Source organism: Stenotrophomonas maltophilia R551-3 (genome assembly GCF_000020665.1).
Taxonomy (GTDB): domain Bacteria; phylum Pseudomonadota; class Gammaproteobacteria; order Xanthomonadales; family Xanthomonadaceae; genus Stenotrophomonas; species Stenotrophomonas maltophilia_L.
In genome coordinates, this window is the sequence record NC_011071.1 from 2996590 (window position 1) to 3021561 (window position 24972).

Below are 24972 nucleotides of genomic sequence, written 5' to 3' on the forward strand. Positions count from 1 at the left end.
GGGTTACTTGCCCTGGCCTGTGGTGCGGTTGGCATTGTTCTTCTGTTCCTGCGCGGCAGCCGCGCGTGATTCGGCGATACCCACCGCGCGTGCCGCCGCGGCCTTTTCGTCTTTCTGCAGTTCCAGCGGCTGGAAGGAGCCTTCCGGTGCCAGCCAGCCACCACTGAACCCGGCCCGCTCCAGGCCCTTGCGGATGTACGGGTTCTTCTTCATCACTTCCCAGACAAAGTCATCGCGGTAGTTGGCGATCATGGTCAGGATCGGGCCCTGGTCGATGGCGATGTAGTCGCTGGCGACCCAGCCACGATCCGGCACCAGGCGACCGGTCTTGATCGGGATGTCGTAGTTGAAGCTAGGGTTGAACGAATCCAGGAAGCCGTAGCTGGAATAGATGTAATCGCCAAAGCGCTTGTGCATCTCCAGCGTGGCCGGGATCACCTGTTCCGGGGCGAACACCACCGAGGCGATCGCGGCGGTGGGGGCAATGGTGCCGTCATCGAAATTCTCGCGCAGGCCGGCGCCGCGCGAGGAGTAATGGCGGAACTGGCGCTGCTCGCCGCGGTAGTCTTGGGTGGTGTTCTGCGGTCCGTCACTGGCAGTCAGGCCCCACACGTTCTCGCCATATTCCTTCCACTGCATCGGGTTGGCGATGGCGTACTCGCGCTGGGCCAGCGCGGCCGAACGGCTGTTGAGGAAATAGGTGCTGCCGCGCTCGCGCATGTACGCGTCCTGGATGTCGCGGAAGTCGATCCAGACGTGGCTGTACTGGTGGCCGAACAGCGGGCCGAACGACAGGTATTCCTGGCCCTGGTACACGCCCCAGTCGTTGTCGTAGGTGCGTGTCCACACGGTCCACGCATCCGGGCTGACCGGGTGCGTTGGCGAACCCAGGGCGAGGATGTAGACCATCATCGCCTCGTTGTAGCCCATCCAGTCATGGTCGATGAAGCCACTCTCCGGGAACCAGCCCATCGAGATCAGCGGCGCACGCTGCTGCAGCCACGGCCAGTCGACCTTCTTGTACAGGGTGTCGGCGATCTGCCGGATTTCCTTCTCGCGCGGATCGTCGCCGTCGTAGTACGACTGTGCGAACAGCACGCCCATCATCAGCAGCGCGGTATCCACCGAGGACAGTTCAACCCAGCTGTCGTAACGACGGCCTTCCTGCATGTCCAGGAAGTGGTAGTAGAAACCCTTGTAGCCGGCCTTGCCGGTGCGCTGCGGGCCCATCGGCACATCGCGGAAGAACTTCAGCGTAGTCAGCGTGCGGTCGATGGCCTGGTTGCGGCTGACCCAGCCGTTCTCGATGCCGATCGGATAGGCGGTCAGCGCGAAGCCGACCGAGGCGATGCTGGCGAACGGCCGCGACGGATAGCGGTCCGGGGTCAGGCCGTTGATTTCATTGGTGGTGTCCCAGAAGAACTGGAAGGTACGGCGCTCGATGTCATCGAACAGCGGCGGCAGGACCGGCTTCATCGGCCGCGGCGGCGCGTCGGCCTCGATCAGGATCACCGGCGGCCGCGGCTTGGCAGGCTCCTGCTGGGCCGGCTGGCAGGCAGCAACGGCCAGGCTCAACGCCGCGGCGGACAACAGATGGCGTGCCTGCATGGCGCGGTTCCTCCGGTGGTCTGATCGATGGGAAAGCATACCGTCCAATGATCTGAAATCGTTTACAAGATGCGTTCTTAAAAAACCACGAAAAACGTGGTTTGACACCGCGATCATTGCCCACGCCGCTGCCCCCTGTCCGGCAGCGGCGTGGGCAATGGACCGGCGCGGGGCCGGCCATTGCCGTTTTTTCATCCTGCCGATGCCGCCGGCGGACCGGCGGCGTCGGGGTATTGCTTCAGGCGGATCCGCTTAGAAGCGGAAGCCCACCTCAGCCTTGACCTGGCGCGGCGTACCGATGATGTCGCCGGTCTCGTTGTAGCTGACCAGCAGCTTGCCGTCGCTCTTCACGTAGTTCAGCTTGGAGAAGTTGTCGAAGTTGAGCACGTTGATGATGTCGATACGGGCATACAGCTCGGTATCGCCGGCCAGCTTGAAAGTCTTGGTCGCCTGCAGATCCAGCGAGCGGTAGCCGAAGATCTTGCCGCCGAGCAGGAAGTGGCCGTTGCCCGACGGTGTGCCTGCAGCCGGGGTCGGCATGCAGTTCGAATTGCCGGCCTGGGCGATGCAGGACCAGTCGTTGCCCGGGGTCGGCGTGGCCAGGGTCAGCTTGCCACCAAAGGTGATGCCCCAGAAGCCGTCATACGAGCCGGTGACCACCAGGCGGTGGCGCGGCGCGCCGTTGGACTTGATGGTCGGGTATTCACCGATGGTGCCGCGATCGAACGAATAGTGCTCGTTGATGTTGCGGTTGTGGCGGGCATTGGTCCAGGTGTAGGCGATCGAGGTGCCCCAGCCGCTTTCCTTGCTGTACGGCTTCTGCGCCGACAGCAGGATCTGGGTGGAGCGGGTCTTGATGCCCTGCTGGCCGATGATCAGGCTGCCGAAGCCCGGGATGCTGCAGCCCCACGGCTGACCGTAGGTCGGCTCGTCAGCGCCGCACAGCATCTGGTTGTCGAAGAAATTGCCGTTGTTGAAGCGGTTGCCCAGCGTGTAGGCGAAGCCGTCGTAGGTCAGCGTGCGTGAAATCGTGGCATCGGTCAGCCACTCGCCGATCTGGTTGCTCATGCCGAGGCTGAACTGGTCGGAGTACGGCACCTTCATGTTGTTGTTCAGCAGATCGACTTCCATGCCTTCATTGCTGGTGGAACCCAGCAGTGCCTGCACGTTCTCGATGCCGTTCATCAGGTTCGGGTTCCAGTCAAAGCACGGGGTCTGTCCGTACATGCAGCTGCCGGTGGCCGGGTTGCGGAAGAACACGGTCGGCTGCGGCAATGCCAGCTTGGTGGTTTCCAGTGCCAGGTTGTCGAACAGGTCGCGATCATAGGACCGGCCGGCGCCACCATGGAACACGTGCTGCTCATCGGCGTTGACGTCATACGAGAAGCCCAGGCGCGGCTGCCAGGCATTCTTGAAATTCTTGCGATTGTGACCGGTGCTGATGTAGTCGTTGACGTTCAAACCACTGAGCGCCAGCGTCTGCGCATAGGTCTGGCCCGCAGGCGCATGCCTGTCCTGCGAGAACAATGCGTTCACAACCTCCGGCGGGGTCACGAAATCGGTATAGACCGGGTTCTTTTCGTAGTCCCAGCGCAGGCCGATGTTCAGCTGCAGGTGATCATTGACCTGCCAGTCGTCCTGGATGAACAAGCCGATCTGCTTGACCTTGGCGCGCACCTCGGACTGCACGCCGGTGACACCAGTACTGGCCTTGGTGAACTGCGCCTTGTAAGGGGTGCCGGAGGAGAAGGCAGGGTTGTCGATGGTGTAGAAGAACTGCGGATTGATCTGCGCGGCATCGGACGCGTACAGATCGATCTGCTTGTACTTGGCGCCCATCTTGATGGTGTGGTCGCCGGCCCACTGGAGGCCGTCCAGGGTCAGGTTATCCTCGATCGCCCAGCCCTTCTGGCCCTTCACCTGAGAGGCGAACGCATCGGCTGCGCCGATCTGGACGAGGGTCTTTTCCTGCGGGGTGTTCCGGTTCTTGTCACCAAAGTCCGGCGCTGTGTAGACGATACCGTTGCCGTAGGTCAGCGGCAGCGGATTGTTGAACGCCTCCTCATGGGTGACCATCAGCTCGTTGTAGAACCGCTCGCCGCTGTGGTTCCAGCGCAGGGCATAGCGGCGGTCGGTGTTGTCCACCACCTTGCCGTGCACCTTGGCGGTCTGGTCACTGAACTGCTGCTGGGTTTCGTCGCGATCCTGGAAGGTCAGCTCGATACGATCGTTATCGGTCGGCTCGAAGTCGATCTTGGCGAAGATCAGGTCCTGCTGGAACGGCTGGCTGGCCGGGCCGAGACCTGCGAGACCATCGGCGGGCAGATTGGCGGCCGCCGAGCTCACCGCACCGTCCGGCGCGATGGTCACCGGCAGATCGAAGCGCTTGGCTTCATAGGTGACGAAGAAATGGGCCTTGTCCTTGATGATCGGGCCACCCAGCGCGAAGCCATATTCCTTCTCGGCCGATTCTTCCTTGCTCTTGCCCGGCTGGCGTTCGGCCGGGGTCATCGCGCGCATGCTGTCGTTGGTGTAACGGTAGAAGGTTTCACCCTTGAACTCGTTGGTACCGGACTTGGTAGCGGCGGTGATCGCTGCACTGGACACCTGGCCGTACTCGGCCTTGTAGTTGCCGGTGATGACCTTGTATTCACCGATGGCCAGCTGCGGGAACGGATTGCCTGCGCTTCCGGACTGGCCGGAGATGCCGCCGCCCTTGACGTAGCTCTTCTGGCCCACACCATCGATGTAGACGTTGGTGCCGTCGGAATTGGTGGCGCCGCCGCGCAGCGAGGTGTTGCCCTTGGCATCGCGGGTGAAGATCATGCCCGGCACCGCGTCGGCGAACTCCAGGAAGTTGCGCGACACCTGCGGGGTGGTCTGGATCTGCTGCAGGCTGACGGTCTTGCCGACTTCAGAGGTGCGCACTTCCTGCAGCAGGGTCGGCGCAACAACGTTGACGGTGTCCAGGTTGGTGGCTGCGGTCGTGCCGGGAGTACTGCTGGCGGCGTCGGCAAAGTTCAGCGTCGCGGTCGAAGCCACGGTGACGGTGACCTTCTGGGTCTGGCCATTGGCGACCACGTTGTAGGTGCCGGGATCCAGGCCCATCAGCGAGTAGCTGCCATCGGCACGCACAGTGCCGCGGCGGACGGTGCCGGTGGCCACGTTGGTGGCGGTGACTTCAGAACCGGCCTGGGCGCCGGAAACCTGGCCGCGCAGGCTGGCATTGGCCGACTGCGCCATGACGTTCGGAGCGGCGGCCAGCATCAGGCAGCTGACCAGTGCGGTGCTCAGCAGCCGGCGTGCCGGCGTGCGGAAGGTGGTGTGCATCATCAACTCAATCTCCGGGTGGCGGTGACCGCTCGCGCGGTCCCTGCGATCAATCAAAAAAAGAAGGAACGCCTCTGGCTTCAATGGCCCGATGGCGGAGTGGTGGAATCGCGAACTATCAAGCGGGGAACCAGGGTCTGCTTGTCCCCTGTCCCGTCCGTGGAGGTGCCGTCCATCAACTGCAGCAGGCGCGTCATGGCCCGGTCGCCGAGCTCGGCGATGCTGACCTGCATGGTGGTCAGCGACGGGTGCACGAAACGCGCCAGCGGAATGTCATCGAAACCCGCCAGCGCGACATCGGACGGGACCTGGACGCCGGCCTGCGTGAACGCATACAGGCAGCCCAGGGCCATCATGTCGTTGGCGGCGAACACGGCATCGGGCAGCGCTCCGGCTGCCAGCAACTCCTGACCGGCGCGATGGCCGGAAGCTTCGTCGAAATCACCGGGCAACTCGATGCCTTCGGCGCCACTGCCAAAAGCCGCCAGCGCGTCACGGAAGCCGCGCAGGCGCTCGCGCGCGTCGAAGTTGAGGTCCGGGCCAGAAATGAAAGCGATGCGACGGTGGCCGGCGTCAAGCAGATGGCGGGTCATCGCCATCGCACCGGCATGGTCGTCGATGCTCAGCACCGGGTGGTCCTGCCCGGGCAGATAGGTGTTGATCAACACCGTCGGCAACGACTGCGGCAGGTTGTCGGTCAGGAAACCGGGGCTCTCGGCATAGGGCGAGAGCACCAGCAGGCCGTCGACGCGGCCGCGCATGGCGCGCAGGGCCGCGCCCTGCTGTTCCTGGTCACCATGGTAGCTGGACACCAGCAGGTGCTGGCGGCGGTTGCGGGCCACGCCGTCGATGCCGCGCATCAGTTCGGAGAAGAATTCGCCGTACAGGTCAGGCAGCACCACGCCCACCGTATTGGTGCGGCGGCTGCTCAGGCTGCGGGCGGCGGCGTGCGGGGTGTAACGCAGCCGTGCGGCCACCTCCAGCACAAGCTGGCGGACCGGTTCGGCGACATTTTCATGCCCGTTGAGCGCGCGGGAAACCGTGGCCACGGAGACCCGGGCTTCGCGTGCGACGTCTTTGATTGTGATAGCTGCCTTGTTCACGAAGCCGCCCTCCACGGCTTGGACCTACCAGCATTGGCGCGGAATGTAAGCGTTTCCATCTGGGCTTGTAAACAGTCCGTTAGGCGAATGTCCCGAAATGGACATGGAAATCTGTCTGTGCCGGCCCCTGCGGGGACCGGCCAGGACAGCGTGGGACAAGGCCTCAGCCCTGTTCTGACGGGGTCAGCGCACGGATGGACAGCGCGTGGATATCGGTCTCCATCATCGCCCCCAGCGCGGTGTAGACCGCGCGGTGACGGGCCAGCGGGCCCAGTCCGGCGAAGCGATCGCTGACCACATGCACGTTGAAATGGCCGCGACCGTCGCGGGCACCGGCATGGCCGGCATGGCGATGGCTGTCGTCCTCGATTTCGAGCACGCTCGGGGTCAACGCCTGCTGCAGCGCATCACGAATCCGCTCGATCCGTTCCGCGTTCACGGCAGCACCTTGCGGAACGGTCGCACCTGCACATGGGTGTAGACACCTGCCGCCACGTACGGGTCGGCATCGGCCCAGGCCTGCGCCTGCGGCAACGAATCGAACTGGGCAATCACCACCGAGCCACTGAATCCGGCCGGGCCCGGGTCTTCGCTGTCCACCGCCGGGCACGGCCCGGCCAACAGCAGGCGACCCTCGTCGCGCAGCGCGTGCAGGCGCGCCAGGTGTTCCGGCCGGGCCTGCAGCCGTTGTGCCAGGACATCCTGGCCGTCATACCCTTCAATCACATACCACACCGGCATTTCCTCGCTTGCGTTGTCGGTGCGCTGATTCTAGCCAATGCGGCCCTTGGCCCGGCCGCGGCTGGACACTGGCGCGGCAAAGGCTTACCCTAGACTCCATTGCGCGTGGCTGGATGCAGCAGCCCGTCGGTTTTTGCGGCCAACGCAGCCCCCGACGACCGTCCCGCTGTTTCAAAGGGGCCACGTAGACGACCTCCCCGTAGTCCCGTCGCTGCCGATTCCTGCGGCGCGTCCTGCTGTTTGATATGTGTGGAAGCGCGCCGAACCCGGCGTGCCTGGTGCCCTGGGGCTCCGTGGCGTTGGCCCGGTGAACCCGGTGCCGCGACTGGTCCGTTGCAATCCTGATGTCCATTAGATGACTTCCGAACTCGCGCTCGACGCGAACCCGCCAACCCGGCCGCCCGCCCCCCAGCAGCAGGAAATGCCGCTGGCCGTGGTGCATGGGCAACCGGTCCTGCAGATTCCGCAGGACCTGTACATCCCGCCGGATGCGCTGGAAGTCATCCTGGATGCCTTTGAAGGCCCGCTGGACCTGCTGCTGTACCTGATCCGCCGGCAGAACCTGGACGTGCTGGACATTCCCGTCGCCGAGATCACCCGGCAGTACGTGGAATACATCACCGTGATGCGCGAGCTCCGTTTCGAGCTGGCCGCCGAGTACCTGGTGATGGCCGCGATCCTGGCCGAGGTGAAGTCGCGCATGCTGCTGCCGCGCCCGGTCAGCGAGGAAGGCGATGAGGCCGACCCGCGTGCCGAGCTGGTACGCCGGCTGCAGGAGTACGAACGTTTCAAGCGGGCTGCCGAGGACATCGACGCCCTGCCCCGCCAGGACCGCGATACCAGCCTGGCCCATGCCTTCATGCCCGAACGGGCGACGGTGAAACTGCCGCCGCCGGTCGACCTGAAGGAAATGCTGATGGCCCTGCACGACGTGCTCAAGCGCGCCGAGCTGTTCACCGGTCACGCGATCAAACGCGAGGCGCTGAGTGTCCGGCAGCGCATGGGTGAAGTACTCGGCCGGCTTGAAGACGGCAAGTTCTACCGCTTTGAAGGGTTGTTCACCGCCGAAGAAGGCAAGCTGGGCGTGCTGGTCACGTTCCTGGCGGTGCTGGAACTGGCCAAGGAGCAGCTGCTGGACATCATCCAGGAAGAACCGCTGGCGCCGATCTACGTGAAGTCATTGGCCGCCGGCAACACCAACGCCCCGCTGCAGTTCAGCAGCGAGTTCGACGACAACGACGCCGCCAATGCCAACGAGTGAGCGCTGACTGCCGATGGATCAACCGCTGATCGACCGCATTGTCGAAGGTGCGCTGCTAGCCTCCAGCCAGCCGCTTACCCTGGCCCAGCTGAAGGACCTGTTCCCGGAAGAGGAACCGGCACCGCCGGGCAGCATCGAACGTGCGCTGGAACGCCTGCGCGACGCCTGCGCAGGCCGCGGCGTGGAACTGGTCGAGGTCGCCTCAGGCTTCCGCTACCAGGTCACCGGCGAAGTGCACGGCTGGATCAGCCGGCTGTGGACCGAACGCAAGACCCGCTACACCCGCGCCACTTTGGAAACCCTGGCGCTGATTGCCTACCGGCAGCCGATCACCCGCGGCGAGATCGAACAGGTGCGCGGCGTGGCGGTCAGCAGCAACATCATCCAGGCGCTGGAAGAACGCGAGTGGATCCGCGTGGTCGGGCACCGCGACGTGCCTGGCAAGCCGGCATTGTTCGGTACCACCAAGGGCTTCCTGGACTACTTCGGCCTGAAGCGACTGGATGAACTGCCGCCGCTGTCGGAACTGAAGGACCTGGGCGAACTGGAGCCGCAGCTGTCGCTGGACCGCGATGCGCCGCCCCGGGCTGGCGCCGAAGGCCCCGATGTTTCGGCCGGTGGTCACGATGACGCCGCCAATGATGACGCCGGCCTGGCCGGCAGTAGCACCCCCGATTCCGCCGATGCAGCCCCTGCCTCGGCCTCCGATGAGCAAGCACCTTCGCCCTTCGATGATGGGCATCCCGATTCCGCGCCGGGCGAGCGCGCGGTGCCAGTGAACGAACGCGAAGACAACGCCGTCGCGATGACGACCGTGGCTGTTGACCAAGCCGATTCCAAACCAGAGGCCGACCCCGAAACCGTCGGCCGGAGCAAAACTGATGAGTGACACCCCCCGCAAGCCCTCGTTGAACAAGCTTTCGCTCAAGCGCGAAGCCACCTCCGAGCAGTTCAAGCTGGAAGAACGCCTGCACAAGGTCCTGGCCCAGGCCGGCCTCGGCTCGCGCCGTGCGCTGGAACAGCGCATCGCCGAAGGCCTGGTCAAGGTCAACGGTGAAGTCGCGCAGACCGGCATGTCGGTCAAGAGCGGCGACAAGATCGAGCTGGACGGCCGTGGCTTCGTCGCCACCGCCCTGGCCGAGCCGTCGCGCGTGCTGGTCTACAACAAGCCGGAAGGCGAAGTGACCACCCGCGAAGACCCCGAAGGCCGCCCGACCGTGTTCGAGTCGCTGCCGCCGCTGAAGGGCGCGCGCTGGATCGCGGTCGGCCGCCTGGACATCAATACCACCGGCCTGCTGCTGGCCACCACCGACGGTGAGCTGGCCAACGCCATGATGCACCCGTCGTTCGAGGTCGAGCGCGAGTACGTGGTGCGCGTGCGTGCCCCGGAAGGCGAAGAGAAGGTCTCCGACGCCATCATCGACCGCCTCGGCCGCGGCGTCGCGCTGGAAGATGGCCCGGCCAAGTTCGACGAGATCGAACGCATTGGCGGCACCGATTCGCACGACTGGTTCCGTGTTGTGGTGAAGGAAGGCCGCAACCGCGAAGTGCGCCGCTTGTGGGAATCCCAGGGTTGCCAGGTCAGCCGCCTGAAGCGCACCCGCTACGGCAAGGTCACCCTGCCGCGCGAACTGGCCCGAGGCCATTCGGTGGAGCTGGGCAGCGCCCAGGTCGAAGCCCTGCGTGCGCAGCTGAAGCTGGAAGAAGGCGCGCCGTCGGCGCTGACCCTGCAGCCGGTGATCGGCCAGCGCCGCGCCGCCAAGACCACCGTGCGCGTGCGCGAAGGTGGCCGTGGCAATGCCTACGTCAACGGCCACAACACTGCCGACGAAGGTCGCGAGCTGCGTCGTTTCGACAATGTCCGCGAAGACCGCGGCCGTGGTCGCGGCGGCAAGGGCGGCGGCTTCAAGGGCGGCCTGACGGTCAGCGGCGAAGCGGCGGCCAAGCAGTCGCAGAAGCCGTTCAAGCAGCGTGCCCAGAAGAACGATCGTTCGCTGCCGGAAGGCAACCCGGCCGCGTTCCGCACCTGGTACGTGCCGGATGGCGTGAGCACCGGCCCGAGCGGCCATCGCAATGCCGGTCCGGGCGCACGTGGCCCGGGTGCCCGTGGTCCGGGCGCAGGCGGCCAGGGCCGTCCGTACGGCAAGCCGAAGGGTCCGGGTGCTGGCGCCGGTGGCGGCCAGGGCCGTGGCGGCTTCGGCGGTGAAGGCCGTGGCGGCGCAGGCGGCCAAGGTCGTCCGGCCGGCGCGGGCAACCGCTCGCAGGGCCAGGGCAACAAGCACCCGTACGGCCATCCGGGCAATGCCCCGAGCTTCCCGTCCGACCACGCCACCCCGGGCTTCAACCCGTATGGCAGCCCGAAGCCGGCGCAGGGCGCCCGTCCGGGCGGTCGCGGTCCGGGCGGTGGCAACAACCGTGGCCCGGGCGGTAACCGTGGTCCCGGCGGCCCGGGTGGCAACCGTGGCCCGGGTGGCCCCGGCGGCAACCGTGGCCCCGGCGGCCCGCGCCGCAGTGGCCCGCGCGGCGGCTGATCGCTGACGCGAGCGACATGAAAAACCCCGGCTCCGGCCGGGGTTTTTCTTTAAAAAGGGGACGGAGGGGATTAATTCGTTTTTGCCACGGTGTGTATCGAAGGGGCGAAAGCGACTTAATCCCCTCCGTCCCCTTTTGCGTGGCGCTGGAAAGCGGCGGGCGTAGTGCCGGTCATGCTGCGGAAGAAGGCAATGAACGGGCTCTCGGCGGAGAAGCCGGTGTCCTGGGCCACATGGGCGACGCGATGGCCGAGCAGCAGCAGCTCCATGGCCCGCATCAGGCGCCATTGCTGGCGCCAGGCCTGATAGCTCATGCCGGTATCGCGTTGCATCAACCGACCGACGGTACGCGCGCTCAGGCCTGTGCGCGCGGCCAGCTCCCCCAGTTCGGGCGGCAGCTGTTCGGCCAGCGGCAGGCAACGTGCAATCCGCGGATCACGCGGTAAAGGCAGGTCCATCGGCGCCACCGGTGCAGCGGCGATTTCCAGCACGCACAACGCCAGTTGGTGGTGCGCACGCGGCGCCTGCCAGTCCTGGTCGAACGGTGCCTGTGCGATCGGCTCCAGCAAGGCCTGCAGCAGCGGGCCTACGCCGATGATCGCCGGCTGCCGGGGCAGCTGGGCCGACAGGGTGGCGTCGAAGTACAACGAACGGTAGTCGACCGCTTGGCGCATCTGCGCGCGATGGCGCAGCCCACCCGGAATCCACGCTGCGCGCGCGGGCGGCAGCAGGCTGATGCGATCACCATAGGTCAGACGCGTACAGCCCTGTCGGGTGTACAGCAGCTGCGCGCGTGCATGCTGGTGCCAACCCGAATCGTGATCCGCCAGTGAGGCCGCGATCCCCAGCACCGGAGCGCTCCAGGCATCGGCGTCGAAGTGCGCGTCCGGCTGCAACCAGGCCATGTCTGATTTCATACATTCGATGACAGGATAGACAGGGTGCGCCATTGCGGACGCGACCACAATGCGCGGCCCCGTTCCTGGAGCGCCCGCATGTCGCGTCGCCTGTTGTTGCTCGCCATTGCACTGCTGATGTTTCCGCAGCTGGCACAGACCCTGTACAGCCCGGCCCTGGCCGATCTAGCCATACGCTTCGCCTTGCCGCCGAGTGCCGCCAGCCAGGCCATGAGCCTGTACCTGTTCGGCTTCGCTGCGGGTGTGCTGCTGTGGGGGCGCCTGGCCGATCGTATCGGTCGTCGCCCCGCCCTTCTCTGTGGCCTCTGCGTTTTCGCAGTGGCTGCATTGGGCGGCCTGATGGCTGGCAGCTTCGGCCAGGTGCTGCTGGCCCAGGCATTGGCCGCAGTCGGCGCCGCCGCCGCTTCGGTGGTCACCCAGACCGTGCTGCGCGACCATCTGCAGGGGCCGGCGTTGGCGCAGGCATTCTCCTGGATCGGCATGGCGTTGGCCCTGAGTCCGGCCATCGGTCTTGCACTGGGCACGCTGCTGGTCGCCGCCAATGGCTATGTCGGCGTACAGTCCGGCCTGCTGCTGATTGCTGCCCTGCTGGCAGTCGCATGCCTGGCAGGGCTGCGCGAAAGCCGCCCTGTACAGATCCCGCACACGCCTATGCTGCCGCTGCTGCGGGAACTGCTGCGCGATCGCTGGATCTGGTCACACGCGTTGCTGGTGATGGCTTTCAACGTCGCGATGTACAGCTGGTATGTACTCGGCCCCTTCGTGTTTGCGCGCCTGCACTGGCCAGCCACCTGGTTCGGCGCCAGCGGCGCGGTGCTGGCGCTGGGTTCGGCATTGGGCGCGTGGGGCAATGGGCGCCTGCTGCGTGCAGGCGTTGCCACAACCACGCGCATCCGCATCGCCGCAGGACTGGTTCTGACGGGAGGCCTGCTGGCCGCGTTGCTGCATGATCACCCGGCCCTGGTCGCGGCGATGGTGCCGGTGGTGACGGGCTTCGGCCTTGCCATTCCCAATGTGCTCGGCCAGGCCCTGCGCGGCTATCCACATTGTCTCGGCAGCGCAGGCGCGCTGTTCGGCCTGCTCTACTACCTGTTGATCGGTGCGGCAATGGCACTGGCCGGTGCAGTGCAGCTGCTGGCACCAACCCTTATCGTGTGTGGCCTGCTGGCCTTGTGGCTGCAACGGGACCGGGCAGTTGACGGCGGAAGGCCTGGTTGTGGATCGCAACGGTGAAGGAGCCGGTCCCGCTGCCATAAGGGCAGCAGAGGCCCCGGGGGTTACGCCCCGGGGCCTGGGTCAGCGGACAATCGATTACTGCACGTTGATCACTTCGTCCATCGGCGCAAGGAAGTTGCCAGGGCTGTTGCGCGACGCCGAGATCACATAGGTCCCGGGTGTTGCGATGGTCGCGGTGCAATGGCGAATCGGCGTGGTGTTGCCACCGTCGTAATTGTCATTGGTACGGCACAGGAACTGACCATTGGCATAGACCGAGAAATTACTCGTTCCATCCACCTGGCCGCCGCCTGTGATGTAGATCTCCGATGGCGAGCCGGCCACACGCGGCAGGGTCCCGATCTCGAACCTGGCCGTCACCGGATGCGGTAACAGGCTAGGACAGGACACAACGATGCCGCTGTCGGACAGGCAGACTTCGGCGTGGGCGATCGCGGGTGTGGCGATGAGGGCCACGAGCAGCACGGACGTTCTGAACTCCATTCCAGCGTCTCCAATGATCCCAGCAGAATCGCTGGGACGTCCCTGTTAGGCATTGCGGGGTTACTGCAAGGTCAAGGAAATGTAAATGCACTGCGTGCCCACAGCATCGGATGGGTCCAGGATCCCCTCTGGGCGGTGCGTTGCACGCCTGTACTGCTGCTCGCACCCATCCCTTCCCGATGGCTTCATGTCGATGCAGGATGCTCACCGCCGCGCGGCACTTTTCCTGCGCGTCTTGACGTTCACAGCTCATGTTAGGAATTGCTGCAAACACGGGGCATTGTGCGCCACGCACGGAATTCACATCAGGGCGCTGGCTATCGTGCGTGCTCTCCCGCACAAGGCAGATGCCCATGATCACCATCACCGCTGAACAGGCCCGCGCCAACGCCGATGCCGCCAAGCGCCCGATCGAACAGTTCTACCGCGACCTCGACAACTCGATCCAGATCGGCTCGGAAAATGGCCGCCGCTATATCGTGTTCGGCTTCAGCCAGGTGATGGCCAGCGAGCAGCTCGTCGAAGATGTGGTCGCACAGCTGCTGAAGAATGGTTTCGGTGTCGAACGGTTGTTGAGCGATTCCGAACAGCACTACATCCGGATCAGCTGGGATGGCGCAGCGCAGCGCCGCCTCAGCGCCGGCTGAGGGTGAACGCGGTGCCCTCCACGCCCAGGTCCCAGCCCTTGCCGGTACCGGACAGGGCCAGCGAGATGTCGCCCTTGGTCATCACCTGCGCGTTGCTGGACTTCACCGCACCGGCGTGCGCACCCACCGAGGCGTAAGTACCCAGTAGTTCGTTGACGCTGACCGCGCCGGTGAAGCTGCCACGCCCGTTGGTGATCTTCGACTTGCCCACGGTCAGGCCGCCCCCCTTCATCTGGATGCGCACCGGCATGCTGGCGCCGTTGATGCAGGTGACAGTGCCATTGCCGGAGGCAGTCTTGTAGATCAGCGACCAGCCGGACAGGTTGTAGTGCAGCTCGCAATCGAGGTTGCCGGCAGCGTGCGCGGCCGGGGCGAGCGATGCGGCAGACAGGGCCAGCAGCAGGGCGAAGGGCTTGTTCATGGCTGGACTTCCCGTTCGGTCGGACTGGCGGCGAATCTAGCAGCGCGCGCGTGCAGGTTGAATGCAGGCGCGCGCTGGTGCGGCAGCGTTCAGGCCGTCGCTCAGGCCTGTTCGTCCAGATGGAAGGCATCGGCATCAAGCATGGCCGGGAAGCGCGCGCGGTGTGCGGCCAGCGCCTCGGCCGAAATGGTGGTGGTGACCACCTGTTCGCGCTCGCGGATCTCCACCTGAGGCTGCCCCAGGAAATCCAGCACCGCGCTGTCACCTGCGTAGTGCAGCTGGTTGCCATCGACGCCGACACGGTTGACCGCAGCAACGAAGCACAGGTTCTCGATCGCCCGCGCACGCAGCAGGGTCCTCCATGCATAGGCGCGTGCCGACGGCCAGTTGGCGACGAAGATCTGCAGGTCGAAATCCAGCTGCTGCGGACGCTCCACGTTGTAGCGGTTGCGGCAGAACACCGGGAAACGCAGGTCGTAGCAGACCTGCGGATTGATCCGCCAGCCTTTCCATTCCACGCTCAGGCGCTCACGGCCGGCCGCATAGCGCTCGTGCTCGCCGCCATAGCGGAACAGGTGGCGCTTGTCGTAGTACTGCAGCTCGCCGTCGGGCGTGGCGAACAGCAGCCGGTTGTAGACGCCTTCGCCATCACGCAGCTGCACGCTGCCGATCACCGCCGCGTCCAGCGCCTTGGCCTGTTCGCGCACCCAGGCCACGGTCGGGCCGTCCATGCCTTCGGCCTGGGCGATGGCTTCATTGGAGAAGCCACTGGTGAAGGTCTCCGGCAGGATCACCAGGTCGGTGCTGCCGGCCAGCGGCGCCAACAACGCACCGTAGTAGGCACGGTTGCCAGCCGGGTCGTGCCAGCGGGTGTCACCCTGGACGAGGGAAATGCGCAGGTCCTGCATGTTCAAGCCTCGCTCAGAGCAGGCGCAGGCGTTCGATCGCCGCGTCCATGGTCGCTTCATTCTTGGCGAAGCACAGGCGCACCAGGCGCTGGCCGGCCGGCGGATTCTCGTAGAACGGCGACAGCGGGATGGCGGTGACGCCCTTCTCGATGGTCAGCCACTTCACGAACTCATGGTCCGGCAGGTCACTGATGGCCGAGTAGTCGACCAGCTGGAAGTAACCGCCCGGCACCGGCAACGCCTTCAGCCGGGTGCCGGCCAGCTGCTCGCGGAAGCGGTCGCGCTTGGCCTGGTAGAACGCGCCCAGCTCCAGGTGGTGTTCGGGTTCGTCGCGGATCATCGCGGCGAAACCATACTGCGCCGGGCCGAAACTGGTGAAGGTGTTGTACTGGTGGACCTTGCGGAATTCGGCGGTCAGCGCCGGCGGCGCGATCGCGTAACCGATCTTCCAGCCGGTGCAGTGGTAGGTCTTGCCGAAGCTGGAGATGACGAACGCGCGCTCACGCAGTTCCGGATAGCGCAGCGCCGATTCATGGCGACGACCGTCGTAGATGATGTGCTCGTACACCTCATCGGAAATCAGGTAGATCTGCGTGCCGCGCAGCAGCTCGGCCAGCGCCTGCATGTCCTGCGCCGACAGCATCGCGCCGGATGGGTTGTGCGGGGTGTTGACGATCAGCATGCGGGTGCGCGGGGTGATCGCTGCACGCACGCGGTCCCAGTCGACCGCGAACGTCTGCGGATCCAGCGACACGTGCACGGCCTTGGCGCCAGCCAGGTCGATCGCCGGCTCATAGCAGTCATAGGCCGGGTCGAGCACGATCACTTCCTCGCCGGCACGCACCACGGCGTGGATGGCGTTGAAGATGGCCTCGGTACCGCCGCTGGTGACAGTGATCTCGCTGTCCGCATCCACCTGCGCGCCGTAGCAGTCCAGCGCTTTCTGCGCGATGGCCTGGCGCAGCGGCGCCACACCCGTCATCGGCGGGTACTGGTTCAGCCCGGCGGCCATCGCCCTGGCGGTCTCGTCGATCAGACGCTGCGGCGCCGAAAAGTCCGGGAAACCCTGGCCCAGGTTGACCGCGCCGTGTTCGGCAGCGAGCTGGGACATCACGGTGAAGATCGTGGTACCGACCTTGGGCAGCTTGGTGTTGGGTTGCATCGGCCTGGGGATATGGGGAGACAGGCCCCTGAGTTTACGCAATCCCTGCTTCGGTAGTGCCGGCCGCTGGCCGGCAATCCGGGACTATCTGCGACGCTTGGTCGCGCCTGCCGGCCAGCGGCCGGCACTACCGTATGCATTCACCGCTACAATTGCCGCCGCACTCCGGCATGAAGACCCTGCCCCTTGAACACCCCTGCATTGCTGGCCGCCAGCGGCCTGAGCTTCTCCCGCAATGACGAGCCGGTGTTCGGCCCGCTGGACTTCCATGTGGACGCCGGCGAGGCGCTGCTGGTGCAGGGCGGCAATGGTGCCGGCAAGACCACCCTGCTGCGCGTGCTGGCGGGCCTGGCCCGGCCTGGCGCCGGCCAGGTGCAGATCGATGGCAGGCCGGCCGGCAATGCCGACCGCGCGCGTTACGTCGCCTACCTCAGCCATCTGCCGGCCTTGAAACCGGACCTGGATACGCTGGAGAACCTGCATTTCCTGTGCGGCCTGCACGGTCGCCGCGCGCGGCAGATGCCGGGCAACGCGCTGGCCATCGTTGGCCTGGCCGGCTACGAGGACACCCTGGTGCGGCATCTGTCGGCCGGACAGAAGCGGCGTCTGGCACTGGCACGCATCTGGCTGTCGCCGGCGCCGTTGTGGCTGCTCGACGAACCCTATGCCAACCTCGACCTGGAGGGCATTACCCTGGTCAACCGGATGATTTCCGCGCATCTGCGTGCCGGCGGCGCTGCACTGGTCACTACCCACGGCGCCTATGCCGCACCGCCGGTGCGTACCCGCCAGCTCGACCTCGGCGGTGCCGCATGATCGCGCCGGGTACCGAACCGGGCCTGTGGCAGACCGCAGGTGCACTGCTCAAGCGCGACCTGCGCCTGCTCTGGCGCCGACGCGGCGATGCGCTGCAGCCGCTGCTGTTCGCGGTGCTGGTGGTGGTGCTGTTCGCGTTGGCCCAAGGGCGCGAGCCGCAACTGCTGTCCGCCACCGCTGGTGCGGTGCTGTGGCTGGCCGTGCTGCTGGCGGGCCAGCTGTCGCTGGATTCACTGTTCCGCTCCGATGCCGAAGACGGCTCGCTGGAACAATGGCTGCTGGCGCCAGTGCCGCTGGCCTGGCTGGTGCTGGTGCGCGTGCTGCTGCACTGGGCCACCACCGCCCTGCCGTTGATCGTGGTCAGCCCGCTGCTGGCCGAAATGCTGCATCTGCCGCATGACCAGTTGCCGATGTTGCTGGCATCGTTGCTGCTGGGAACACCGCTTCTGAGCCTGATCGGTGGCGTGGTCGCGGCACTGACCGTAGGCATCCGGCGCTCTGGTATTCTCGTGGCGTTGCTGTCGTTGCCGCTGTACGTGCCGGTGCTGGTGTTCGGTGCAGGCAGCCTGGCAGCGGCGGGACGCGGACAGGATCCGGTCGGTGCACTGCTGATGCTGGGCGCCGGCCTGCTGGTCGCGCTGGTGCTGGCGCCGTTGGCCACCGCTGCTGCAATACGTATTTCTCTGAGTTGACCGAGCTGAGAGCCAATCCACCCCTGCTGGATAGCCGCCACGCATGAATCCGATTGTCCGCTGGTTCCACCAACTCGGCTCGCCCCCCACGTTCGACCGATTCGCTGCCCGCTGGTCGCGGGTGTTCTACCTCGCTGCGGTGCCGGTGCTGCTGGTCGGCATGTGGCAGGCACTGCTGGTGGTGCCGCCGGAAGCCAAGCAGCTGGACAGCTTCCGCATCCTCTACATCCACGTGCCCAGTGCCTGGATGAGCCTGTTCGTATTCGCGCTGATGGCGCTGTATGCCGCCATCGCCCTGATCTGGCGGATCAAGGTCTGCGAGATCCTGGCCATGGCCTGCGCGCCGATGGGCGCCGGCTTCACCCTGATCACCCTGCTCACCGGCAGCATCTGGGGCAAGGGCACCTGGGGCACCTGGTGGGACTGGGACCCGCGCATGACCAGTGAACTGGTGCTGCTGTTCCTGTACCTGGGCGTGATCGGCCTCTACCACGCCATCGAGGACCGTCGCAGCGCCGCTCGCGCGGCTGGCCTGCTGGCCATCGTCGGTGTCAGCCTGCTGCCGGTGATCCGCTATTCGGTGGACTGGTGGGGCGGCCTGCACCAGCGCCAGTCGATCAACGTGTTCGGTGAATCGGCGATCAGCAGCGCGATGATCGCGCCGCTGTGGTGGATGGTGATCGGCACCAAGTTCTGGTTCGCCGGTTCGGTGCTGGCCAAGGCCCGCGCCGACAATCTCGACCGCGAGGCCGGCAAGGCCTGGGTCGGTGGCCGGGTCGATGCCGCACGCCCGGCCGGGGAGGCCCAGCCATGACCCATCTGCCTTACGTGATCGGCGCCTACGCCGCGTTCGTGCTGGTGCTCGGCGCCGATGCCATCGGTTCGTGGCTGCGCCTGCGAATGGCCCGTCGCCTGGCCCTGGCCCGGCAGCAGCGGCAGCAGACCCGCGCCGGCAAGCAGGAAGCCGCGTCGTCGTTGCCGACGGAGCTGGAACGATGACCCCGGTACAGCGTCGCCGCCTGGTCTGGGTACTGCTGGCCCTGCTCGCCTCCGGGCTGGCCACCGCGCTGGTGGCGATGGCGCTGGAACGCAACATCGCCTACCTGTACACGCCTTCGGAAGTGCTGCGCGGCGATGTCGATGCGCAGTCGCGGTTCCGCCTGGGCGGCATGGTGGTGAAGGGCTCCTTCAACCGCCCGGTCGGTTCGCTGGAAGCACGCTTCGAGGTCACCGACGGCGATGCCCAGCTGGCGGTGACTACGTCGCGGATCCTGCCGGACATGTTTGCCGAAGGCACTGCCGTGGTTGCCAGCGGCCGCCTGCAGGACGGAATCTTCGTCGCCGATGAAGTCCTGGCCAAGCACGATGAAAAGTACGTGCCGAAGGAAGTGGCCGACAAGATGGGCGATGCCCATCGCAAGCATGATGTGCCGGTGACGGCACCCGAGGTGCGCTGAGTGCTGCCCGAACTGGGTCAGATCCTGCTGTTGTGCGCGCTGCTGGCCTCGCTGCTGCAGGCCGGGCTGCCGCTGGCCGGCGCGCAGCGCAACGACACGGCATGGATGGCGGTGGCGCGACCGGCCGCGTTCGCACAGCTGCTGCTGCTTGCCGGTGCCTTCGCGGTGCTCACCGCCGCGTTCGTGCAGCAGGATTTCTCGGTGCGCTACGTGGCCGAGAACTCCAATTCGCTGCTGCCGATGATCTACCGCTATTCGGCGGTCTGGGGCGCGCACGAGGGCTCGCTGCTGATGTGGGCGCTGGTGCTGGCGCTGTGGACCGGTGCGGTGGCGCTGTTCTCGCGGCACCTGCCGGCACCGGTACAAGCGCGCGTACTGGCGGTGATGGGCGTGGTCAGCGTTGGCTTCCTCGCCTTCCTGATCTTCACCTCCAATCCGTTCCTGCGCCTGAACCCGGCGCCGCTGGAGGGTCGTGACCTCAACCCGCTGCTGCAGGACCCCGGGCTGATCATCCACCCGCCGATGCTCTACATCGGTTACGTCGGCTTCGCGGTGCCGTTCGCGTTCGCGGTGGCCGCACTGCTGGAAGGACGCGTCGACGCCCGCTGGCTGCGCTGGACGCGGCCTTGGACCAACGTCGCCTGGGGTTTCCTGACCCTGGGGATCGCGCTGGGCAGCTGGTGGGCTTACTACGAGCTCGGCTGGGGCGGCTGGTGGTTCTGGGACCCGGTGGAGAATGCGAGCTTCATGCCGTGGCTGGTCGGTGCGGCGCTGATCCACTCGCAGGCCGTCACCGAGAAGCGCGGTACCTTCGGCAGCTGGACGTTGCTGCTGGCAATCGCCGCCTTCGCGCTGTCACTGCTGGGTACGTTCCTGGTGCGCTCCGGGGTACTCACCAGCGTGCATTCGTTCGCTGCCGATCCTTCGCGCGGCCTGTTCATCCTGGTGTTCCTGTCGGTGCTGGTCGGCGGCAGCCTGCTGCTGTATGCACTGCGCGCGCCACGTCTGTCGGTGAACGCCGACGATCCGCGCCGTGGCTTCATCGCGACATCGCGCGAAACCCTGCTGCTGGCCAACAACCTGCTGCTGGCCACTGCCTGCGCCATGGTCCTGCTCGGCACACTGTACCCGCTGCTGGCCGATGCGCTGTCGCTGGGCAAGATCTCGGTCGGCCCGCCCTACTTCGGCAGCCTGTTCCTGTTGCTGATGGCGCCGATGATCCTGCTGCTGCCGTTCGGCCCGCTGGTGAAGTGGCAGCGCGACCAGCCTTCGCGTGCATTCGCGTTGCTGGCACCGTGGCTGGGGCTGGCCATGTTGCTCGGCGCGCTGGCCTGGTGGCAGGCACCGCAGAATGGCTGGAAGGCTGGCCTGGGCGTCGCTGCAGCGGCCTGGGTCGGGTTGGGCACCGCCCGCTTCGTCTGGCAGCGCCTGCGCGGCAACGGCCGCTTCACCGCCGAAATGCTTGGCATGATCGTCGCCCATGCCGGCATTGCCGTGTTCCTGGCCGGTGCGCTGCTGGTGGAAGCACTCAACGTGCAGCGCGAAGTAGCGCTGGCACCCGGGCAACAGGTGGTGGTCGGCCGCCATGAAGTGCGCTTCGAAGGCGTGGACCATCGCGAAGGTCCGAATTTCATCGCCGACCGCGGCCATCTGCGCGTGTTCCGCAACGGCCGCGAACTGGCCCTGCTGCATCCGGAGAAGCGCCAGTACGCCAGTGGCGGCCAGGTGATGACCGAGGCCGGCATCGATGCACGCTTCGACGGCGATGTCTACGTGGCATTGGGCGAGCCGCTGGGCAACAATGCATGGGCGGTACGGGTCCACATCAAGCCGTTCGTGCGCTGGATCTGGCTGGGCGCGCTGCTGATGGCCCTGGGCGGATTCATCACCGCCGCCGACCGCCGCTTCCGTCGTCCGTAGGAGTTCCCATGTCCGAGTCCCCCGCCCCGCGCCCCTCCCGCCCGCTGCCGCCGGTAGCCATCGTGATCGGCGTGCTGTTCTTCTTCGGCCTGCTCGGGCTGATGATCTACGGGGTGATGAAATCCGGCGACCCGCAGCGCGACGTGCTGCCGTCGGCCCTGATTGACAAGCCGGCGCCTGCGTTCGCGCTGCCGGTGCTGCACGACCCGGAAATGATCGTGCACAGCGACGAGCTGCGCGGCGCGCCCTACCTGCTGAACGTGTGGGGCAGCTGGTGCGCGGCCTGCCGCGAGGAACATCCGGTGTTGACCCGTTTCGCCGAGAGCAAGCGCGTACGCGTGATCGGCTACAACTGGAAGGACGAACCGACCGATGCCCTGCACTGGCTGGAGCAGCTGGGCAACCCGTTCATGGTCGTGCTCAGCGACATTGAAGGCCGCACCGCGATCGACTGGGGCGTGACCGCTGCACCGGAAACCTTCCTGGTCGATGGCAGCGGCATCGTGCGCTGGAAGTACAGCGGTGCGATGACCCAGCGCGTGGTCGACGAGAAGCTGATCCCGGCCCTGGAGAAGATCGAGAAGGCCCAGGGCAATGCCGGCAACACTCTGCATACGGCGCCCTGAACCGATGCGCTGGCTGCTGGCGCTGCTGCTCCTGATGCTGCCGTTGGCCGCGCTGGCCCAGCAGCCACTGCACGACCCGCAGCCGCTGCAGTTCCGCGATGGCGCCGAGGAACGCCGCTTCCACGACCTGGCCGCGCAGCTGCGCTGCGTGCAGTGCCAGAACCAGTCGCTGGCCGACTCGAACGCGCAGATCGCCCAGGACCTGCGCCGCGAGGTGCTTCAGTTGATGCAGCAGGGCCACGATGACGCACAGATCAAGCAGTTCCTGGTCGCCCGCTATGGCGAGTTCGTGCTCTACCAACCACCCCTGCAGCCGGGCACCTGGTTGTTGTGGGGCGGTCCGCTGCTGGTGCTCGGTGCCGGTGCGCTGGTGGTGGTGGGTATCGTCCGCCGCCGTGGCCGCTCGGTCGGCGCTGCACCAACCGGCAAAGCCGATGAGGGAGATGGCTGGTGAGCCACTGGTTGCCGCTGCTGGCAGGTGTGACCGCTGCGTTGATGGCAGTGCTGGTGCTGTGGCCGCTTCGCCATCACGGCCGCCGCGGTTTCGCGCTGGCGGCACTGGCGCTGGGCGTAACGGGCGCCTGCCTGTACCTGCTGGTGGGAGACCCGCGTGCGGCGCAGGTGCAGCCTGCGCCGTCGGTGGCCACCCTGCGTGACGGCGTGCAGGCCCTGCAGGATGCGTTGCAGCGTGATCCGCAGCGCGCCGACGGCTGGGCGTTGCTGGGACGTTCGCAGGCCGAGCTGGGCAACACGCCGGCTGCGGCGGAGGCCTTCGCACGTGCCGCCGCCCTGGCCCCGGATGACCCCGGCGTGCTGGTGGAAGCGGCGCAGGCACGTGCGCAGGCCGATGCCGGCAAGCAGTTCGATGACACCGCGATGGCCTGGTTGCAGCAGGCTCGTGCGCTGGCGCCCGATGCAGAGCGCGCCAGCTGGCTGCTGGGCATCGCCCTGCGCCAGCGCGGAAAGAACGCCGAGGCTGCCGACGTCTGGAGCGGCCTGCTGCCACGGCTTGAGCCCGGCGCCGCGCAGGCGCTGCAGGCGCAGATCGCCATCGCCCGCGAAGCCGCCGGCCAGGCGCCCGATGCTGCCGCTGCGGCGCCACCGGCGCTACTGCAGGTGCGCGTGCAGCTGCCGGCGCTGAAGAACACCGAGTGGCCCGCCAGCACCCAGGTATTCGTGCTGGCCCGCGCCGTGGGTGGACCGCCGATGCCGGTGGCCGCACGCAAGCTGCCGCTGGCGGGCTTCCCGGCCACGGTCGGGCTGGGCGACGCAGACAGCCCGATGCCGACCGCACCGCTGTCGGCCCATCGCGAAGTGGAAGTGCTGGCGCGCATCTCGCGCAGCGGCAGCGCCAACCGCAGCGAGGACGATCTGCAGAGCACGCCGGTGAAGGTGAGCCTGCCGCATGAAGGCGTGGTTGAGCTGCGGTTCCCGTAGGGCATCACCGCTGCGCTCACCGGGCATGGCCCGGCGCTACCCGGATGTCGCGCAAACGGTAGCGCCGGGCCATGCCCGGCGGAGGGTTGGCCCGCAGCGCACATCCACCACTGGAAACCAGCATGTCGCCAGCTCCACATGCAGCCCCGCTAGAATGCCCGCATGACTGAATTCATCCCGCCCGGCACCTGCTTCCACGCCCTGCCCTCGCCGTTCCCGTTCAAGCGCGGTGGCGCCCTGCACGGTGCACGCGTGGCCTACGAAACCTGGGGAACGCTGGACGCCGATGCCGGCAACGCGATCCTGATCGTCACCGGCCTGTCGCCGGATGCGCATGCCGCCGCCAGCGACGCCAACCCGGCACCGGGCTGGTGGGATGCGATGGTCGGCCCCGGCAAGCCGATCGACACCAACCGCTGGTTCGTGGTGTGCGTGAACTCGCTGGGCAGCTGCAAGGGCTCGACCGGACCGGCTTCGCTCAACCCGGCTACCGGCCAACCCTATCGCCTCGACTTCCCGGAGCTGTCGATCGAAGACGGCGCTCGCGCGGCCATCGAGGTGGTGCATGCGCTGGGTATCGAGCAACTGGCCTGCGTGGTCGGCAATTCGATGGGCGGCATGACCGCGTTGGCCGTGCTGATGCTGCAGCCGGGCATCGCACGCAGCCACATCAACATTTCCGGCAGTGCACAGGCGTTGCCGTTCTCGATCGCGATCCGCTCGTTGCAGCGCGAGGCGATCCGCCTCGACCCGCGCTGGAACGGCGGCCACTACGATGACGATGCGTACCCGGAATCGGGGATGCGCATGGCGCGCAAGCTGGGCGTGATCACCTACCGCTCGGCGCTGGAATGGGATGGCCGCTTCGGCCGCGTGCGGCTGGATTCGGACCAGACCGACGACGACCCGTTCGGCCTGGAATTCCAGGTGGAAAGCTATCTGGAGGGCCACGCACGCCGATTCGTGCGCTTCTTCGATCCGAACTGCTATCTGTACCTGAGCCGCTCGATGGACTGGTTCGACCTGGCCGAGTATGCCGACGGCGATGTGCTGGCCGGGCTGGCGAAGATCCGGGTGGAGAAGGCGTTGGCGATCGGTGCCAACACCGACATCCTGTTCCCGGTGCAGCAGCAGCAGCAAGTAGCAGATGGCCTGCGCGCCGGCGGCGCCGATGCGCAGTTCATCGGCCTGGAATCACCACAGGGCCACGACGCCTTCCTGGTCGATTTCGAGCGCTTCGGCCCGGCCGTGCGCGGCTTCCTCGACACTCTCTAAGTGGCCTGGCGGCGTAACCTCGCGCTGGCCGCGTTCGGCGCGCTAGTTGCGCTGATGATCAGCGGCGTGCTGCCACTGTGGCTGGGCGGCTGGTGCCTGCTGGCCAGCGCAGTGTCGTTCGGCCTGTACGGCCACGACAAGCGCGCGGCGCAGCGCAAGCAATGGCGGATTCCCGAGCGCACCCTGCAACTGCTGGCCTTTGCCGGCGGTTGGCCCGGTGCGCTGCTCGGCCAGGCGCTATTCCGCCACAAGCATCGCAAAGCCGAATTCCAGTGGGTGTTCTGGCTGTGCGTGCTGGCCAACGTGGCCTCGATCGCAGTGATGCTGCGCGAGTTCTCGCGGTAACCGTTCGAAGGGGTAGTGCCGGCCGCTGGCCGGCAATTCCGTATCCGTATCAATTG

The 24972-nt window shown here is 66.5% G+C and carries 26 protein-coding genes; 16 read left to right on the forward strand and 10 right to left on the reverse strand.

Annotated elements, in window-relative coordinates:
• Positions 1-3 precede the first annotated feature (3 nt).
• From SMAL_RS13640 to SMAL_RS13660, 5 genes are all read right to left on the reverse strand, one after another.
• The gene (locus SMAL_RS13640; protein WP_010486724.1) at positions 4-1608 is read right to left on the reverse strand and encodes a glucoamylase family protein; all 1605 of its coding nucleotides are present in this window, start codon (positions 1606-1608) and stop codon (positions 4-6) included.
• 252 nt (positions 1609-1860) lie between these two features.
• Complete coding sequence (locus SMAL_RS13645) at positions 1861-4941, reverse strand: TonB-dependent receptor (RefSeq protein ID WP_012511614.1); 3081 nt, start codon at positions 4939-4941, stop codon at positions 1861-1863.
• Positions 4942-5018: 77 nt separating this feature from the next.
• The gene (locus SMAL_RS13650; RefSeq protein ID WP_006378125.1) at positions 5019-6056 is read right to left on the reverse strand and encodes a LacI family DNA-binding transcriptional regulator; all 1038 of its coding nucleotides are present in this window, start codon (positions 6054-6056) and stop codon (positions 5019-5021) included.
• A gap of 148 nt (positions 6057-6204) precedes the next feature.
• The gene (locus tag SMAL_RS13655) at positions 6205-6480 is read right to left on the reverse strand and encodes a BolA family protein (RefSeq protein WP_006378127.1); all 276 of its coding nucleotides are present in this window, start codon (positions 6478-6480) and stop codon (positions 6205-6207) included.
• A complete protein-coding gene (locus SMAL_RS13660) occupies positions 6477-6776 on the reverse strand; it encodes a YciI family protein (RefSeq protein WP_012511616.1) in 300 nt (99 codons plus the stop codon). Before SMAL_RS13660 ends, SMAL_RS13655 begins: the two co-directional genes overlap by 4 nt.
• Positions 6777-7137: 361 nt before the next feature.
• On the opposite strand from SMAL_RS13660, the gene SMAL_RS13670 reads away from it, so the two are divergent.
• From SMAL_RS13670 to SMAL_RS13680, 3 genes are read left to right on the forward strand one after another with little or no spacing between them, the layout of a single operon-like run.
• Positions 7138-8043, forward strand: coding sequence for a segregation and condensation protein A (locus SMAL_RS13670; RefSeq protein ID WP_006378131.1), 906 nt, complete (start codon positions 7138-7140; stop codon positions 8041-8043).
• A 13-nt stretch (positions 8044-8056) separates the two neighbouring features.
• Positions 8057-8932: an SMC-Scp complex subunit ScpB gene (gene scpB, locus SMAL_RS13675; protein ID WP_012511617.1), complete on the forward strand. Its 876-nt coding sequence runs from the start codon at positions 8057-8059 to the stop codon at positions 8930-8932.
• Complete coding sequence (locus SMAL_RS13680) at positions 8925-10574, forward strand: pseudouridine synthase (RefSeq protein WP_012511618.1); 1650 nt, start codon at positions 8925-8927, stop codon at positions 10572-10574. Before scpB ends, SMAL_RS13680 begins: the two co-directional genes overlap by 8 nt.
• A gap of 116 nt (positions 10575-10690) precedes the next feature.
• On the opposite strand, the gene SMAL_RS13685 is transcribed toward SMAL_RS13680, so the two are convergent.
• Positions 10691-11479 (reverse strand): AraC family transcriptional regulator, encoded by a 789-nt coding sequence (locus tag SMAL_RS13685; protein ID WP_041864562.1) that lies wholly within the window; start codon positions 11477-11479, stop codon positions 10691-10693.
• Positions 11480-11569: 90 nt separating this feature from the next.
• Here SMAL_RS13685 and SMAL_RS13690 point away from each other — a divergent pair, with 90 nt between their 5' ends.
• Positions 11570-12724 (forward strand): MFS transporter, encoded by a 1155-nt coding sequence (locus SMAL_RS13690; protein ID WP_012511620.1) that lies wholly within the window; start codon positions 11570-11572, stop codon positions 12722-12724.
• Between the two features lie 78 nt (positions 12725-12802).
• Here the strand turns inward: SMAL_RS13690 and SMAL_RS13695 are convergent, their stop codons facing one another.
• Positions 12803-13210 (reverse strand): hypothetical protein, encoded by a 408-nt coding sequence (locus tag SMAL_RS13695; protein WP_012511621.1) that lies wholly within the window; start codon positions 13208-13210, stop codon positions 12803-12805.
• Positions 13211-13563: 353 nt separating this feature from the next.
• On the opposite strand from SMAL_RS13695, the gene SMAL_RS13700 reads away from it, so the two are divergent.
• Positions 13564-13857, forward strand: coding sequence for a hypothetical protein (locus tag SMAL_RS13700; protein ID WP_012511622.1), 294 nt, complete (start codon positions 13564-13566; stop codon positions 13855-13857).
• Here SMAL_RS13700 and SMAL_RS13705 read toward each other — a convergent pair.
• The 3 genes from SMAL_RS13705 to SMAL_RS13715 all read right to left on the reverse strand — a co-directional run bounded on the left by SMAL_RS13705 (position 13844) and on the right by SMAL_RS13715 (position 16348).
• Positions 13844-14278, reverse strand: coding sequence for a hypothetical protein (locus SMAL_RS13705; RefSeq protein ID WP_012511623.1), 435 nt, complete (start codon positions 14276-14278; stop codon positions 13844-13846). The genes SMAL_RS13700 and SMAL_RS13705 overlap by 14 nt on opposite strands.
• A 101-nt stretch (positions 14279-14379) precedes the next feature.
• Positions 14380-15186 (reverse strand): amidohydrolase, encoded by an 807-nt coding sequence (locus tag SMAL_RS13710; RefSeq protein WP_012511624.1) that lies wholly within the window; start codon positions 15184-15186, stop codon positions 14380-14382.
• Between the two features lie 13 nt (positions 15187-15199).
• Positions 15200-16348, reverse strand: a complete 1149-nt coding sequence (locus tag SMAL_RS13715; protein ID WP_005410338.1) for a pyridoxal phosphate-dependent aminotransferase — start codon at positions 16346-16348, stop codon at positions 15200-15202.
• A 186-nt stretch (positions 16349-16534) separates the two neighbouring features.
• On the opposite strand from SMAL_RS13715, the gene ccmA reads away from it, so the two are divergent.
• From ccmA to SMAL_RS13770, 11 genes are all read left to right on the forward strand, one after another.
• Positions 16535-17164 carry a heme ABC exporter ATP-binding protein CcmA gene (gene ccmA, locus SMAL_RS13720; RefSeq protein ID WP_006378249.1) on the forward strand — a complete coding sequence of 210 codons (630 nt, stop codon included), beginning with the start codon at positions 16535-16537 and terminating at the stop codon, positions 17162-17164.
• Positions 17161-17856, forward strand: coding sequence for a heme exporter protein CcmB (ccmB, locus tag SMAL_RS13725; RefSeq protein ID WP_006378252.1), 696 nt, complete (start codon positions 17161-17163; stop codon positions 17854-17856). Before ccmA ends, ccmB begins: the two co-directional genes overlap by 4 nt.
• 43 nt (positions 17857-17899) lie before the next feature.
• Positions 17900-18670 carry a heme ABC transporter permease CcmC gene (ccmC, locus tag SMAL_RS13730; RefSeq protein ID WP_006378253.1) on the forward strand — a complete coding sequence of 257 codons (771 nt, stop codon included), beginning with the start codon at positions 17900-17902 and terminating at the stop codon, positions 18668-18670.
• Complete coding sequence (locus SMAL_RS13735; protein WP_006378255.1) at positions 18667-18855, forward strand: heme exporter protein CcmD; 189 nt, start codon at positions 18667-18669, stop codon at positions 18853-18855. Before ccmC ends, SMAL_RS13735 begins: the two co-directional genes overlap by 4 nt.
• On the forward strand, positions 18852-19313 hold the full coding sequence (gene ccmE / locus SMAL_RS13740; RefSeq protein ID WP_006378257.1) for a cytochrome c maturation protein CcmE: 462 nt from the start codon (positions 18852-18854) through the stop codon (positions 19311-19313). Before SMAL_RS13735 ends, ccmE begins: the two co-directional genes overlap by 4 nt.
• A complete protein-coding gene (locus tag SMAL_RS13745; protein WP_012511625.1) occupies positions 19314-21233 on the forward strand; it encodes a heme lyase CcmF/NrfE family subunit in 1920 nt (639 codons plus the stop codon).
• An 8-nt stretch (positions 21234-21241) separates the two neighbouring features.
• Positions 21242-21859 carry a DsbE family thiol:disulfide interchange protein gene (locus SMAL_RS13750; protein ID WP_006378261.1) on the forward strand — a complete coding sequence of 206 codons (618 nt, stop codon included), beginning with the start codon at positions 21242-21244 and terminating at the stop codon, positions 21857-21859.
• A 4-nt stretch (positions 21860-21863) separates the two neighbouring features.
• On the forward strand, positions 21864-22313 hold the full coding sequence (locus tag SMAL_RS13755) for a cytochrome c-type biogenesis protein (protein ID WP_012511626.1): 450 nt from the start codon (positions 21864-21866) through the stop codon (positions 22311-22313).
• The gene (locus SMAL_RS13760) at positions 22307-23296 is read left to right on the forward strand and encodes a tetratricopeptide repeat protein (RefSeq protein WP_041864563.1); all 990 of its coding nucleotides are present in this window, start codon (positions 22307-22309) and stop codon (positions 23294-23296) included. The genes SMAL_RS13755 and SMAL_RS13760 overlap by 7 nt, the downstream gene beginning before the upstream one ends.
• 162 nt (positions 23297-23458) lie before the next feature.
• Positions 23459-24571 (forward strand): homoserine O-acetyltransferase MetX, encoded by a 1113-nt coding sequence (gene metX / locus SMAL_RS13765; RefSeq protein WP_012511628.1) that lies wholly within the window; start codon positions 23459-23461, stop codon positions 24569-24571.
• Positions 24572-24916, forward strand: coding sequence for a DUF1294 domain-containing protein (locus SMAL_RS13770; RefSeq protein WP_041864564.1), 345 nt, complete (start codon positions 24572-24574; stop codon positions 24914-24916).
• Positions 24917-24972 lie beyond the last annotated feature (56 nt).

Excerpts from the sequence above, each read along its gene's own strand:
- SMAL_RS13640 (WP_010486724.1), bottom strand. The coding sequence starts at position 1,608 with ATGCAGGCACGCCATCTGTTGTCCGCCGCGGCGTTGAGCCTGGCCGTT.
- SMAL_RS13645 (WP_012511614.1), bottom strand. The coding sequence starts at position 4,941 with ATGATGCACACCACCTTCCGCACGCCGGCACGCCGGCTGCTGAGCACC.
- SMAL_RS13670 (WP_006378131.1), top strand. The coding sequence starts at position 7,138 with ATGACTTCCGAACTCGCGCTCGACGCGAACCCGCCAACCCGGCCGCCC.
- scpB (WP_012511617.1), top strand. The coding sequence starts at position 8,057 with ATGGATCAACCGCTGATCGACCGCATTGTCGAAGGTGCGCTGCTAGCC.
- SMAL_RS13680 (WP_012511618.1), top strand. The coding sequence starts at position 8,925 with ATGAGTGACACCCCCCGCAAGCCCTCGTTGAACAAGCTTTCGCTCAAG.
- SMAL_RS13685 (WP_041864562.1), bottom strand. The coding sequence starts at position 11,479 with ATGGCCTGGTTGCAGCCGGACGCGCACTTCGACGCCGATGCCTGGAGC.
- SMAL_RS13690 (WP_012511620.1), top strand. The coding sequence starts at position 11,570 with ATGTCGCGTCGCCTGTTGTTGCTCGCCATTGCACTGCTGATGTTTCCG.
- SMAL_RS13695 (WP_012511621.1), bottom strand. The coding sequence starts at position 13,210 with ATGGAGTTCAGAACGTCCGTGCTGCTCGTGGCCCTCATCGCCACACCC.
- SMAL_RS13700 (WP_012511622.1), top strand. The coding sequence starts at position 13,564 with ATGATCACCATCACCGCTGAACAGGCCCGCGCCAACGCCGATGCCGCC.
- SMAL_RS13705 (WP_012511623.1), bottom strand. The coding sequence starts at position 14,278 with ATGAACAAGCCCTTCGCCCTGCTGCTGGCCCTGTCTGCCGCATCGCTC.
- SMAL_RS13710 (WP_012511624.1), bottom strand. The coding sequence starts at position 15,186 with ATGCAGGACCTGCGCATTTCCCTCGTCCAGGGTGACACCCGCTGGCAC.
- SMAL_RS13715 (WP_005410338.1), bottom strand. The coding sequence starts at position 16,348 with ATGCAACCCAACACCAAGCTGCCCAAGGTCGGTACCACGATCTTCACC.
- ccmB (WP_006378252.1), top strand. The coding sequence starts at position 17,161 with ATGATCGCGCCGGGTACCGAACCGGGCCTGTGGCAGACCGCAGGTGCA.
- ccmC (WP_006378253.1), top strand. The coding sequence starts at position 17,900 with ATGAATCCGATTGTCCGCTGGTTCCACCAACTCGGCTCGCCCCCCACG.
- SMAL_RS13735 (WP_006378255.1), top strand. The coding sequence starts at position 18,667 with ATGACCCATCTGCCTTACGTGATCGGCGCCTACGCCGCGTTCGTGCTG.
- ccmE (WP_006378257.1), top strand. The coding sequence starts at position 18,852 with ATGACCCCGGTACAGCGTCGCCGCCTGGTCTGGGTACTGCTGGCCCTG.
- SMAL_RS13750 (WP_006378261.1), top strand. The coding sequence starts at position 21,242 with ATGTCCGAGTCCCCCGCCCCGCGCCCCTCCCGCCCGCTGCCGCCGGTA.
- SMAL_RS13755 (WP_012511626.1), top strand. The coding sequence starts at position 21,864 with ATGCGCTGGCTGCTGGCGCTGCTGCTCCTGATGCTGCCGTTGGCCGCG.
- metX (WP_012511628.1), top strand. The coding sequence starts at position 23,459 with ATGACTGAATTCATCCCGCCCGGCACCTGCTTCCACGCCCTGCCCTCG.